The sequence below is a fragment of the Niallia sp. Marseille-Q9988 genome, from assembly GCF_976954375.1.
Genome location: NZ_CDRJSZ010000001.1, coordinates 1 through 13036 on the forward strand (window position 1 = coordinate 1; position 13036 = coordinate 13036).

The window sequence follows — 13036 nt, forward strand, 5'->3', positions numbered from 1 at the left end:
AAAAAACTTTTTTTATAAGAAATTTTATCTAATAAAAAATTTAATTTATTATGTATATTAAAAAGAAAAAAAATATAAAAAAATTAAAAAATAATTTTAAGCGACTTTTTAAAAAAAAAAAAAAAAAAAAAAAAAAAAAAAAAAAAAAAAAAAAAAAAAAATTAAAGTTTTTTCTTCCTTTTGAATAAAGCATTAAAATAGCAAAGAAAAGAAAGGAATTAAACCCTTCCTTTCTTTCATCAAGATAAGATATATTTTAGCGAACATGCATATCGTTAGGATGAGATCCTTTACGTCTATTAATGTTTAATCCACTTATTTCATTTACTTCTGTTTCATTTAGCTCAAAGTCAAATACTTGAAAATTTTCTTCAATTCTAGATGGAGTAACTGATTTAGGAATTACAATTGTATTATTTTGTAAGTGCCAACGCAAAACAACTTGAGCTGGTGTTTTTTTATGTGCATCTGCAATATTTTTAATTACTTCATCTTGTAGGACTTCTCCACCTTGATCTAATGGACTCCAAGCTTCTACAAAAATAGCATGCTTTGCACAATACTCCTTTAATTCCTTTTGTGTCAAGTATGGATGACATTCTACCTGATTTAGAACAGGCTTTACTTCACATTCAGTTAGAATGCGCTCTAAATGTTCTATTTCAAAGTTACAAACACCAATAGCTTTCACTTTTCCATCCTTATATAGTTTTTCTAAAGCTTTATATGTATCCACATAATTATCAAAGTTAGGAGTTGGCCAATGAATTAAATATAAATCAACATAATCAAGACCCAATCTTTCTAAACTTTCATCAAATGCTTTCAGTGTATTTTCATACCCTTGGTCACTATTCCAAACTTTTGTTGTAATAAACATCTCTTCACGAGGAACAGAAGAATCTTTTATTGCTTTTCCTACACCTTTTTCATTTTTATAAATCATTGCAGTATCAATTGAGCGATAACCAACTTCAAGTGCTTTAGCAACTGCACTAGTTGCTTGATCATCAGCAACTTGCCAAACTCCAAATCCTAATTGAGGCATTTTCAATCCATTATTTAAAGTAACATATTCCATTATACATTTCTCCTTTTTAAATAATTATATTTTTGTTACCCCTATACTTTAATTCCAAGGCAAAGTTACTGTTCCCTTTCCTCTTTTCTTTATTAGATACAATAGATAAACTATATCAGTTTACTTTAATTGCCAATAAGGATTAAAGATAATCAAAATCACCTCCTTAGAGGACTATTTTAAGGAACAATTATACTTACTGTAAATTTATCCGAGAACTATTCATAAAACACTTTCCTACTATAAACTTTGCAATAAATACCTTTTTAATAAGGCTATATCAAACAAAAATGATAAATAGAATGGATATAACTCCATTCTGATTTTCACTTTACAAATTACCCAATTACTATAATGTAAGTTTTCTGAGTCTCATTATACTTTTTTTAGAGATTCCTACTAGGATTGCTTGATTGCTATTTTACAAGACTTAATATAATAATGTAAGTAGTGAATTTTTTATGACATAGTTACTTATACTTAACTAACTATTAATTCGTAACCAGGAGGGATAGGATGGAAATTCCATGCTCAATTGAAAAAACACTTGATATTATCGGAAATAAATGGTCATTTCTAGTGTTAAGGGAATTATTCGAAGGGACAAAACGGTTCAATGAATTACGGAGATCTATTGAAGGGATAAGTCCTAATTCTTTAACAACAACACTCAAACATTTAGAAAAGAAAGGTATTATTGTTCGAACTGCTATCCCTACAGTTCCTATCACCGTTGAATACTCCCTTACAGAAAAAGGTGAATCTTTTCATAGTGTATTAAAGGAAATGAAAAAATGGGCTGCCGAATGGGCGTAACTATTTACACTACATAAAATGAAACTTCTTTTAGCAGAAGATTAGCTGAGCTATTCAGAATTTTTATCGGCAGTTAATCTCTCACCTATCTCCGGGAATTCTCCTAAGCAAGAGGTGAGAATCTTACTGAAGTTTATGAATGGGATAAATTTAACATTATTATAAACGAACTTATTTAATCTATGCTCTTTTTAATATTAAAAAGGACTTCCAACTGATGAAGTCCTTAGCCTTAGCATAACTTGTTACTATTATTAGAATAAGGAAACCTTTAGATGGGTTACTTCTTTTTAATATTATTGTATCCCTAAAAACTACTAAATAATATGTATCATTTTTTCTTTCCTTTTTTGCCTAGTCTTACCATCAGATATTAATCGTAATATAAAAAAGACCTAAAAGCTTATCTACTTTTCCACATAAAAAAAACTAAAAGCCCTTAAGCTTTTAGGTTTTTTTATGGCCTGGCGACGTCCTACTCTCACAGGGGGAGAACCCCCAACTACCATCGGCGCTTTAGAAGCTTAACTTCCGTGTTCGGTATGGGAACGGGTGTGACCTTCTCGCTATCGCCACCAGACTTATTTAGTTAGAGAATTATTCTCTCAAAACTAAATCATTTAGAAGTAAACCATTTTGCCAAGTAATCTTACTTAGCTTGCGCTAAGCATTATTGTCCAGCTCCAACGCCTATCGCCTATCAAACTTCCGATCATCTCTTTTGCGTAAGTCAACATCGATTCACTTACGTTCATCGTGTTTCCTTTATCGAAAGAACAAGCTCTTCCAGTTTATACGCCGATAAACAGGCGTTTCCGCTTTTCATTTTAGTTAAGTCCTCGATCTATTAGTATCAGTCAGCTCCACATGTCGCCACGCTTCCACCTCTGACCTATCAACCTGATCATCTTTCAGGGATCTTACTAGCTTACGCTATGGGAAATCTCATCTTGAGGGGGGCTTCATGCTTAGATGCTTTCAGCACTTATCCCTTCCGCACATAGCTACCCAGCGATGCCTTTGGCAAGACAACTGGTACACCAGCGGTGCGTCCATCCCGGTCCTCTCGTACTAAGGACAGCTCCTCTCAAATTTCCTACGCCCACGACGGATAGGGACCGAACTGTCTCACGACGTTCTGAACCCAGCTCGCGTACCGCTTTAATGGGCGAACAGCCCAACCCTTGGGACCGACTACAGCCCCAGGATGCGATGAGCCGACATCGAGGTGCCAAACCTCCCCGTCGATGTGGACTCTTGGGGGAGATAAGCCTGTTATCCCCGGGGTAGCTTTTATCCGTTGAGCGATGGCCCTTCCATGCGGAACCACCGGATCACTAAGCCCGACTTTCGTCCCTGCTCGACTTGTAGGTCTCGCAGTCAAGCTCCCTTGTGCCTTTACACTCTACGAATGATTTCCAACCATTCTGAGGGAACCTTTGGGCGCCTCCGTTACTTTTTAGGAGGCGACCGCCCCAGTCAAACTGCCCACCTGACACTGTCTCCCACCCCGATAAGGGGTGCGGGTTAGAATGTCAATACAGCCAGGGTAGTATCCCACCAATGCCTCCACCGAAGCTAGCGCTCCGGCTTCCAAGGCTCCTACCTATCCTGTACAAGCTGTACCAAAATTCAATATCAGGCTGCAGTAAAGCTCCACGGGGTCTTTCCGTCCTGTCGCGGGTAACCTGCATCTTCACAGGTACTATAATTTCACCGAGTCTCTCGTTGAGACAGTGCCCAGATCGTTACACCTTTCGTGCGGGTCGGAACTTACCCGACAAGGAATTTCGCTACCTTAGGACCGTTATAGTTACGGCCGCCGTTTACTGGGGCTTCAATTCAGAGCTTCGCGCGAACGCTAACCCCTCCTCTTAACCTTCCAGCACCGGGCAGGTGTCAGCCCCTATACTTCGCCTTGCGGCTTCGCAGAGACCTGTGTTTTTGCTAAACAGTCGCCTGGGCCTATTCACTGCGGCTCTCGCAGGCTTGCACCCGCAAGAGCACCCCTTCTCCCGAAGTTACGGGGTCATTTTGCCGAGTTCCTTAACGAGAGTTCTCTCGCTCACCTTAGGATTCTCTCCTCGCCTACCTGTGTCGGTTTGCGGTACGGGCACCATCAATCTCGCTAGAGGCTTTTCTTGGCAGTGTGGAATCAGGAACTTCGGTACTATATTTCCCTCGCCGTCACAGCTCCGCTTATGTGGTAATGGGATTTGCCTCATTACCGGCCTAACTGCTTGGACGTGCTAATCCAACAGCACGCTTACCCTATCCTCCTGCGTCCCCCCATTGCTCAAATGATTGAAAGGTGGTACAGGAATATCAACCTGTTGTCCATCGCCTACGCTTTTCAGCCTCGGCTTAGGTCCCGACTAACCCTGAGCGGACGAGCCTTCCTCAGGAAACCTTAGGCATTCGGTGGATGAGATTCTCACTCATCTTTCGCTACTCATACCGGCATTCTCACTTCTAAGCGCTCCACCAGTCCTTACGGTCTAGCTTCAACGCCCTTAGAACGCTCTCCTACCACTGACATCATTAGATGTCAATCCACAGCTTCGGTGATACGTTTAGCCCCGGTACATTTTCGGCGCAGAGTCACTCGACCAGTGAGCTATTACGCACTCTTTAAATGGTGGCTGCTTCTAAGCCAACATCCTGGTTGTCTAAGCAACTCCACATCCTTTTCCACTTAACGTATACTTTGGGACCTTAGCTGGTGGTCTGGGCTGTTTCCCTCTTGACCACGGATCTTATCACTCGTAGTCTGACTCCCAAGAATAAGTATTTGGCATTCGGAGTTTGTCTGAATTCGGTAACCCGATGGGGGCCCCTAGTCCAAACAGTGCTCTACCTCCAATACTCTAAATCTTGAGGCTAGCCCTAAAGCTATTTCGGAGAGAACCAGCTATCTCCAAGTTCGATTGGAATTTCTCCGCTACCCACACCTCATCCCCGCACTTTTCAACGTGCGTGGGTTCGGGCCTCCATCCAGTGTTACCTGGACTTCACCCTGGACATGGGTAGATCACCTGGTTTCGGGTCTACAACCACATACTATTTCGCCCTATTCAGACTCGCTTTCGCTGCGGCTCCGTCTTATCAACTTAACCTCGCATGTAATCGTAACTCGCCGGTTCATTCTACAAAAGGCACGCTATCACCCATAAATGGGCTCTAACTACTTGTAGGCACACGGTTTCAGGATCTATTTCACTCCCCTTCCGGGGTGCTTTTCACCTTTCCCTCACGGTACTGGTTCACTATCGGTCACTAGGGAGTATTTAGCCTTGGGAGATGGTCCTCCCTGCTTCCGACGGGATTTCTCGTGTCCCGCCGTACTCAGGATACACTCTGGAGGGAACGAAGTTTCGACTACAGGGTTTTTACCTTCTACGACTGACCTTTCCAGATCGATTCGTCTACCCCGTTCCTTTGTAACTCCATATAGAGTGTCCTACAACCCCAAGAGGCAAGCCTCTTGGTTTGGGCTAATCCCGTTTCGCTCGCCGCTACTCAGGGAATCGCGTTTGCTTTCTCTTCCTCCGGGTACTTAGATGTTTCAGTTCCCCGGGTCTGCCTTCAGTACCCTATGTATTCAGGTAAAGATTCTATCCCATTACGGATAGAGGGTTTCCCCATTCGGAAATCTCTGGATCAAAGCTTACTTACAGCTCCCCAAAGCATATCGGTGTTAATCCCGTCCTTCATCGGCTCCTAGTGCCAAGGCATCCACCGTGCGCCCTTTCTAACTTAACTTAGTTTCGACCAAAGATAAGCGGCGTATCTCTTCGTCAGCTTCCTTACTCTGCTCCTCACGTACTAGCGTACGCTCCGGTGCTCGCTCGGTCGCTTCCTTGACCTACTTGCTTCTCTTTGCTCTCAAATCTTTGAAAGGGTATTCGATTGATACGATTACTTTTCAAAGAAATAATTCTCTAAAATAGAGAATCTAAGATGGCGATTACTCGGTTTATCTTGGTTACTTCTATTTAATGATTTAGTTTTCAAAGAACAATTTCGGCTTATTTAAAAGCCTATTTTTGAGGAATTGCTCCCTCAAAACTGAACAACAAATCGTCAACAATCTTTGATGGAATGTGAATTCCATTTTCCTTAGAAAGGAGGTGATCCAGCCGCACCTTCCGATACGGCTACCTTGTTACGACTTCACCCCAATCATCTATCCCACCTTAGGCGGCTGGCTCCAAATGGTTACCCCACCGACTTCGGGTGTTACAAACTCTCGTGGTGTGACGGGCGGTGTGTACAAGGCCCGGGAACGTATTCACCGCGGCATGCTGATCCGCGATTACTAGCGATTCCAGCTTCATGTAGGCGAGTTGCAGCCTACAATCCGAACTGAGAATGGTTTTATGGGATTTGCTAGGCGTCACCGCTTTGCTGCCCTTTGTACCATCCATTGTAGCACGTGTGTAGCCCAGGTCATAAGGGGCATGATGATTTGACGTCATCCCCACCTTCCTCCGGTTTGTCACCGGCAGTCACCTTAGAGTGCCCAACTAAATGCTGGCAACTAAGATCAAGGGTTGCGCTCGTTGCGGGACTTAACCCAACATCTCACGACACGAGCTGACGACAACCATGCACCACCTGTCACTCTGTCCCCCGAAGGGGAACGTCCTATCTCTAGGAGTGTCAGAGGATGTCAAGACCTGGTAAGGTTCTTCGCGTTGCTTCGAATTAAACCACATGCTCCACCGCTTGTGCGGGCCCCCGTCAATTCCTTTGAGTTTCAGCCTTGCGGCCGTACTCCCCAGGCGGAGTGCTTAATGCGTTTGCTGCAGCACTAAAGGGCGGAAACCCTCTAACACTTAGCACTCATCGTTTACGGCGTGGACTACCAGGGTATCTAATCCTGTTTGCTCCCCACGCTTTCGCGCCTCAGCGTCAGTTACAGACCAAAGAGTCGCCTTCGCCACTGGTGTTCCTCCACATCTCTACGCATTTCACCGCTACACGTGGAATTCCACTCTTCTCTTCTGCACTCAAGTCCCCCAGTTTCCAATGACCCTCCACGGTTGAGCCGTGGGCTTTCACATCAGACTTAAAGGACCGCCTGCGCGCGCTTTACGCCCAATAATTCCGGACAACGCTTGCCACCTACGTATTACCGCGGCTGCTGGCACGTAGTTAGCCGTGGCTTTCTGGTTAGGTACCGTCAAGGTACAAGCAGTTACTCTTGTACTTGTTCTTCCCTAACAACAGAGTTTTACGATCCGAAAACCTTCATCACTCACGCGGCGTTGCTCCGTCAGACTTTCGTCCATTGCGGAAGATTCCCTACTGCTGCCTCCCGTAGGAGTCTGGGCCGTGTCTCAGTCCCAGTGTGGCCGATCACCCTCTCAGGTCGGCTACGCATCGTTGCCTTGGTGAGCCGTTACCTCACCAACTAGCTAATGCGCCGCGGGCCCATCTGTAAGTGACAGCGTAAACCGTCTTTCAGCTTTTCTACATGTGTAGAAAAGGATTATCCGGTATTAGCTCCGGTTTCCCGAAGTTATCCCAGTCTTACAGGCAGGTTGCCCACGTGTTACTCACCCGTCCGCCGCTAACCTTAAAAGCAAGCTTTTAAAGTCCGCTCGACTTGCATGTATTAGGCACGCCGCCAGCGTTCGTCCTGAGCCAGGATCAAACTCTCCAATAAAGAGTTGATTAGCTCATTGCTAAACTCTAGCTTTTTTGTTACTTGTTGTCATTCTATAACATTTGTTATAAAACGATTATTGTTGACGTTTGTTTGTTCAGTTTTCAAAGAGCAATTCGGTTGTTGCTATCAGAAGCAACTTTTATATAATACCATATTCATCAAGTGAAAGTCAATAACTTTTTTCAAGATATCTTTTCACTATTAAATTATCATATTATGTTGCTGTTAGAAGCAACTTTTATATAATAACAATTATCTATTTAATCGTCAACTGTTTTTTACGTTTTTTTTTTACAATTCTATTAAACTCTTAGAATATATAACTGGAGCATGCTTCGAACTATCTATTCTAATTAACCCTATTCGGTTAATTTCCCCTTCTAGCTTTTCACTTATCTTTAAACAATAGCTATATGCTTCCTGCAACTCTTCTTTAGAAAGTCTATTAGCTAAGGTACAATGTGGAACCCATTTATCTGGAAGATATAATGACTCTTCATCATTGTTAAATGAATCAAAATGTCGATGATGACTCGAATGTAACTCGATTAACTCTTTAGTTACAGTTGGAGAATAAAATAGTGTTGGCGTATTTATAAAAGATCCTACAGTTTGAAAATCAACCTGGATTTTCCCCTTATTTCTATAGAAGGTTTCCATCTCATGTATAAAGTGCGTAAGAGAGACTTCCTTATAGCTTGCTAGAGTAATATGAGGTACTCTATCCTCCACTTCTCTCGCATAATAGGAGATTCCGTTACTCTCTAATTCTTCCCATATCTTTTTTATTCTTTGTTCTAATACTACATCAAATAATGCAATTACTGCATACATCCCACTCTTCTCCTTCAGTATAAAAAGTCTTTTATTTTTTTCAAAACTAAATTTTCTCTAGCAACCCAAGGATTGCAATTAAATTGAGATACGGCATATTCATTTTCTTCTATAGCCTTACCCACGGATATCCATACAGGTTTAAAATCGAGTTCAAACTCATACGCATCTAACTCTTTTTCCACTTTTCCCTTATTCGTAAGCTCACACATGTAATAATGAGATACCATTTGAAAATATGCTTGCTTATCGTCCTGATCTACTTGATTTTCTATTACTTTCCCCATACATTCTTTAACTGTGCAATGAGTATAACCAGTTTCTTCTTTTACCTCCCTCCATAGCGCTTCTTCCAGTCCCTCATTTCCTTCAACTCCTCCCCCTGGAAATTTAAAGTCACCTTTATTTGTTTGCATAAGTAAAACCTTTTGCTTTTCAATTATTACAGCCCTTACCGCTACTCGCCGATGAATCTTATGATGTTCATCGCTTATATCCAGACCAATCCTTTCATTAAACCGCATCTTATAACCCCTTTCCATCCTTTCTGTTTTGATCCCCATGAAATATATTAATAATAAATTCACGATCTGGTACTTTCAAAGTCTCATACGACTCAAAGAAAAAGGAATTATCATAAACTACTTTTTCTAGACTAATTTCTATTTTCTTCTTATCTATATTTCCAATTGCATATGAAGCTATTGGTTGAAGATTACACCCAAAAGATCCTGGATTTAGAAAAGCCTTTTTTTTGCTTTGAAAAAAATAAATGGGATGATTGTGTCCAAAACAGATCAACTCTTTATTATACCCTTTAAATAAACCGTTAATAGGTTTGAATGACGGTTCAACAATTTCACTAAAGGGTTCTTGGCTAATATGACTATTTCGTTTTGATTCTTTTATATGATAATGTGTAAATAGAACCGAATGACCTTCTATTATTGTATCAATAGTTTGTGGTAACTTTTCTAAATTAGGAATATAGGATTTATTCATATTATCTGCGATCCATTAATGATGTACTTTGATGCGCGTAATGACTGAGAGGATACTCTTCTCTTTTAAGTAGCGCCAGAATCGCTTCATCATGGTTACCTGTAATCATTGAACTGTCCATTCTGGAAAACAAAATGCCTAAAACCTCGTTTGTATCTGGTCCAATCCCTATCATATCCCCTAAACAATAAATTCTTTCCTTGTATCTATTTCTTGCAGCACAGCGTTCAAAGCCGGACCATTTCCATGAACGTCGGTAATGATTCCAATCTTCAGCTATTCCTACTCCTTTTATGAGGAAGTATATATACTCTTGATTGATACGACTAAGGAAAACAGTTTCTGCAAACCCTTCTCTCAATCATTCATCTTACTTCTCTCATATATTTAACTACATTCCGATTTTGACCGTATCTCTGTATTTTCCAACACCTAAAAAGTCTATGAACACCAATTTTTTCAAAAAAGTTCAGAATTGCATAAATTTAATAAAAGTTTAACATACATCCCTATTATTGAGTACACCTCTCTTTCTCTAATTTAAGGAGGAATTATCGTAAAATAAATGTAGCCTTAAAAAATTATTTATATTTAGTGAACGATTTACTGAGATTAACCGTCTTATGATTTGAAAAAAAAGGAGGCATCGATTTAACTTTGGACAACGAGAAAAGACTTATTAAACTTGCAAAGGAAGGAAATGAAGATGCCTTCATAGATTTATTTCAATTACACTATTCATTCCTATATAAATATTTACTAAAACTTACTTTAAATGAAGAAATAAGTTCAGATCTTACACAGGATACCATGCTTAAATGCTACGAAAACCTTAACTCTTTTAAGGGAGACAGTAAGTTCTCAACCTGGATGATTTCTATTGCTTCACGACTATATATCGACCAACTTCGAAAAAAGAAACGGGAAGTCAATTGGTTAAATCAAACAAAAATAGCTTTATCACGACAACTAACATGGAAAGCGAATTCCAAAGGGATAGAATGGAGTGACACATTTACTGATTTTAATAATTTAGAAGCAGAGTTTCGTATCCCCATCCTTCTTCATCATTATTACGGCTACACGTATGAAGAAATCGGCGAACTACTTCAGATTAAAGCAGGAACGGTTAAATCTCGGGTTCACAACGGCATCAAAAGACTTAGAAAGGAGTGGGCAGCCTATGACGAAAGATCATAATCAAACAGATAAGCTTATTGAGGATTTACAAAAAGATTGGAATCACCTTGAAAATCTTCCTTTCAGCAAGGAACCTTCTTCATTTTTCATAAAAGAGCAGCTACAATACTCTCAACTAAAAAAGAAAAAAGCTTTCTATAAAGAATTGAAGCTGTTTATGGTAACAGCCGTCCTTTTACTGAGTTTTTTATCAATGATTGCATTCCTAGACTTTCAAACCATAGTCATTATGGAGGTTATATCTATTATAGTTGCTCCTCTAATTTACTTTATATTAATACACAAACAAGAAGGGAAGATATTTGATGACAGAAATTAATCCTTATTTATTAATCTTGCTTTTCCTCGCTCTGTTAGCACAGGGAACTTTTCTGTTTATTCATGCGAAAAAAAATGCAAGCATTGCATGGTTTTGGGGAATTTGGGGATTGATTTCGCTTCCACTTCCATCAATTCTTTACTTCCTACTAATTATCTTGCCTAAAAAAAGAAAAGTACGAAAGGAGAAATAACTTTGGAAGAATTATTACAAGTAAACTGGTCATTAATAGCTCCCGTCCTTATTCTCCAATTCATATTAATGCTCACTGCTCTCATTAGCTGCATCAAGCAAGAAGAAACAAACGGACCAAAATGGTTATGGATTCTACTTATCCTAATCGTTAGTTTATTCGGATCCATTTTATATTTTGTAATAGGAAGAAAAAATACTTAAGGAGGCATTAAGATGTTCGTACAAGTGAATCAATTACAAAAGCGTTTTAATGACCATCAAGCGATTAAAGGAATCACTTTTCACATTAAAAAAGGTCGTTGCACAGCACTATTAGGGCCAAATGGAGCTGGTAAGACAACCACGCTTCATATGCTTGCGGGTTTGCTATCCCCGACAAAAGGCTCTATATCTTATAACGGAGAAAAGGATTATCGTAAACATATTGGTTTTATGCCCCAACACCCCACTTTTTTTAATTGGATGACTCCCGTGGAATTTCTGTATTTCGCTGGAAAACTATCAGGTGTTCCTAAACAACGTTTAATAGAATATGTTAATAACAGCCTTTCATTCGTTGGGCTAACAGAGGTAAAGAACCGAAAGATCGGAGGTTTTTCTGGTGGAATGAAGCAACGGCTCGGATTAGCACAAGCTATTTTACATCAGCCAGAACTATTGATCCTAGACGAACCAGTTTCCGCCTTAGACCCTACAGGGAGAAGGGAAGTTTTAATACTTATGGAAAAATTAAAAGAAAGGATGACAATCCTTTTTTCCACACATGTCCTTCATGATGCAGAACAAGTTTGCGATGAAGTTCTTATGTTAAAGGAAGGAGAAATAAAGTGGGAGGGTTCTTTAATTGACTTAAAAAAAGTCTTTTCGCATACAGCTATCCATATTGAAACAATAGAACCTATAAAGAATGCATTCGATGAATTATTAAAACCGGAAGCTATTCACTTTACGACTGATAATAATGCAACTATTTTAGAAATTACACCTTCTTTACAAACAAATGATTTATTAACTGCCCTAATAAGCAGAGGATACACAATACAACGATTTGAAGTTATGGAGGATTCTTTAGAGGATGCCTATATGAAGGTGGTAGACATATGAAAAACTTTTTAACTTTATTTCAAAAAGAAATGCTAGAAAGTAAAAGAAACGGGAAATGGATCTGGCTTCCAGTTGTAATGATGATTCTAGGCGTCTCCCAACCAATTTCAACTTACTATATGCCACAAATTATTGAAAAAGCTGGAAACTTACCCGTGGGAGCGAAGATTGAATTCCCAGTTCCTACAGGAGCAGAAGTGCTCGCAGCTACTTTATCTCAATATGGAACAATTGGTACTCTTTTATTCGTCCTAGCCACGATGGGAATTATTTCTCATGAACGGCAAAATAATGTGCTTACCCTTATTATGGCACGTCCTGTTTCTGCCTTTCAATACATAGCCAGTAAATGGTCAAGTCAAGTTATCATCGCATTATCTTCTCTATTTTTAAGCTATATTTTGACTTGGCACTATACTAATTTACTGTTTTCACCTGTTCGTTGGATAGATGTACTCACTAGCTTCCTAATATATAGCCTATGGATTATTTTTATTCTCACTTTCACAATTTGGATAGCAACACTCTTAAGAAATACTGGCGGTATCGCGGGCGTAAGCTTAACATTCCTAGCTGCACTTTCCTTACTCACTGGACTTATAACCAAATATATGAAATGGAGTCCCGCAACACTTCGAAATGGAGCAACAAGTATTTTAATGCACAATCAAAGTAATGACATATTCCTTCTACCTATTTTTACAACTATCCTATCATCAATAATTCTTTTAGCACTAGCAGTATTCACATTTAGGCGATTGGAGCGTTTCTAATAATGTCACCCTATTTCAAAATAAGAAAAGATTATGCT

At 39.7% G+C, this 13036-nt stretch carries 12 protein-coding genes and 3 rRNA genes; 7 read left to right on the plus strand and 8 right to left on the minus strand.

The window, feature by feature from the left end; all coding sequences use genetic code 11:
- Positions 1–256: 256 nt before the first annotated feature.
- Entirely contained in the window at positions 257–1081 is an 825-nt protein-coding gene (locus ACWNMZ_RS00005; protein WP_449598248.1) for an aldo/keto reductase, read from the minus strand.
- 516 nt (positions 1082–1597) lie between these two features.
- Between ACWNMZ_RS00005 and ACWNMZ_RS00010 the strand changes: the two genes are divergently transcribed.
- A complete protein-coding gene (locus ACWNMZ_RS00010) occupies positions 1598–1897 on the plus strand; it encodes a winged helix-turn-helix transcriptional regulator (protein ID WP_349205536.1) in 300 nt (99 codons plus the stop codon).
- 462 nt (positions 1898–2359) lie between these two features.
- Here the strand turns inward: ACWNMZ_RS00010 and rrf are convergent.
- From rrf to ACWNMZ_RS00045, 7 genes are all read right to left on the minus strand, one after another.
- A 5S ribosomal RNA gene (gene rrf / locus ACWNMZ_RS00015) occupies positions 2360–2477 on the minus strand.
- A gap of 247 nt (positions 2478–2724) precedes the next feature.
- Positions 2725–5659, minus strand: a 23S ribosomal RNA gene (locus ACWNMZ_RS00020).
- 361 nt (positions 5660–6020) lie between these two features.
- A 16S ribosomal RNA gene (locus ACWNMZ_RS00025) occupies positions 6021–7568 on the minus strand.
- Together the 16S, 23S and 5S rRNA genes form the textbook arrangement of a ribosomal RNA operon.
- Positions 7569–7862: 294 nt before the next feature.
- Positions 7863–8405, minus strand: coding sequence for a 2'-5' RNA ligase family protein (locus ACWNMZ_RS00030; protein ID WP_048718371.1), 543 nt, complete (start codon positions 8403–8405; stop codon positions 7863–7865).
- A gap of 14 nt (positions 8406–8419) precedes the next feature.
- The gene (locus ACWNMZ_RS00035) at positions 8420–8929 is read right to left on the minus strand and encodes an NUDIX hydrolase (protein ID WP_048718374.1); all 510 of its coding nucleotides are present in this window, start codon (positions 8927–8929) and stop codon (positions 8420–8422) included.
- A gap of 1 nt (position 8930) precedes the next feature.
- Positions 8931–9407: a metallophosphoesterase family protein gene (locus ACWNMZ_RS00040; RefSeq protein WP_449598249.1), complete on the minus strand. Its 477-nt coding sequence runs from the start codon at positions 9405–9407 to the stop codon at positions 8931–8933.
- 1 nt (position 9408) lies between these two features.
- Positions 9409–9768: a hypothetical protein gene (locus ACWNMZ_RS00045; protein ID WP_449598250.1), complete on the minus strand. Its 360-nt coding sequence runs from the start codon at positions 9766–9768 to the stop codon at positions 9409–9411.
- Positions 9769–10064: 296 nt separating this feature from the next.
- Between ACWNMZ_RS00045 and sigY the strand changes: the two genes are divergently transcribed.
- The 6 genes from sigY to ACWNMZ_RS00075 all read left to right on the plus strand — a co-directional run bounded on the left by sigY (position 10065) and on the right by ACWNMZ_RS00075 (position 12998).
- Positions 10065–10607 (plus strand): RNA polymerase sigma factor SigY, encoded by a 543-nt coding sequence (sigY, locus tag ACWNMZ_RS00050; protein WP_048718375.1) that lies wholly within the window; start codon positions 10065–10067, stop codon positions 10605–10607.
- Entirely contained in the window at positions 10591–10926 is a 336-nt protein-coding gene (locus ACWNMZ_RS00055; RefSeq protein ID WP_048718377.1) for a DUF5345 family protein, read from the plus strand. Before sigY ends, ACWNMZ_RS00055 begins: the two co-directional genes overlap by 17 nt.
- Positions 10913–11119, plus strand: coding sequence for a hypothetical protein (locus ACWNMZ_RS00060; protein ID WP_048718379.1), 207 nt, complete (start codon positions 10913–10915; stop codon positions 11117–11119). The genes ACWNMZ_RS00055 and ACWNMZ_RS00060 overlap by 14 nt, the downstream gene beginning before the upstream one ends.
- Positions 11120–11187: 68 nt before the next feature.
- Positions 11188–11322, plus strand: a complete 135-nt coding sequence (locus ACWNMZ_RS00065) for a PLD nuclease N-terminal domain-containing protein (RefSeq protein ID WP_082169286.1) — start codon at positions 11188–11190, stop codon at positions 11320–11322.
- 12 nt (positions 11323–11334) lie between these two features.
- A complete protein-coding gene (locus tag ACWNMZ_RS00070; RefSeq protein WP_284561792.1) occupies positions 11335–12225 on the plus strand; it encodes an ABC transporter ATP-binding protein in 891 nt (296 codons plus the stop codon).
- Positions 12222–12998, plus strand: coding sequence for an ABC transporter permease (locus ACWNMZ_RS00075; RefSeq protein WP_449598251.1), 777 nt, complete (start codon positions 12222–12224; stop codon positions 12996–12998). The genes ACWNMZ_RS00070 and ACWNMZ_RS00075 overlap by 4 nt, the downstream gene beginning before the upstream one ends.
- The last annotated feature ends 38 nt before the right edge of the window (positions 12999–13036 follow it).

Coding starts and splice junctions, on each gene's coding strand:
- ACWNMZ_RS00005 (WP_449598248.1), bottom strand. CDS start 1,081: ATGGAATATGTTACTTTAAATAATGGATTGAAAATGCCTCAATTAGGA.
- ACWNMZ_RS00010 (WP_349205536.1), top strand. CDS start 1,598: ATGGAAATTCCATGCTCAATTGAAAAAACACTTGATATTATCGGAAAT.
- ACWNMZ_RS00030 (WP_048718371.1), bottom strand. CDS start 8,405: ATGTATGCAGTAATTGCATTATTTGATGTAGTATTAGAACAAAGAATA.
- ACWNMZ_RS00035 (WP_048718374.1), bottom strand. CDS start 8,929: ATGCGGTTTAATGAAAGGATTGGTCTGGATATAAGCGATGAACATCAT.
- ACWNMZ_RS00040 (WP_449598249.1), bottom strand. CDS start 9,407: ATGAATAAATCCTATATTCCTAATTTAGAAAAGTTACCACAAACTATT.
- ACWNMZ_RS00055 (WP_048718377.1), top strand. CDS start 10,591: ATGACGAAAGATCATAATCAAACAGATAAGCTTATTGAGGATTTACAA.
- ACWNMZ_RS00060 (WP_048718379.1), top strand. CDS start 10,913: ATGACAGAAATTAATCCTTATTTATTAATCTTGCTTTTCCTCGCTCTG.
- ACWNMZ_RS00065 (WP_082169286.1), top strand. CDS start 11,188: ATGCTCACTGCTCTCATTAGCTGCATCAAGCAAGAAGAAACAAACGGA.
- ACWNMZ_RS00070 (WP_284561792.1), top strand. CDS start 11,335: ATGTTCGTACAAGTGAATCAATTACAAAAGCGTTTTAATGACCATCAA.
- ACWNMZ_RS00075 (WP_449598251.1), top strand. CDS start 12,222: ATGAAAAACTTTTTAACTTTATTTCAAAAAGAAATGCTAGAAAGTAAA.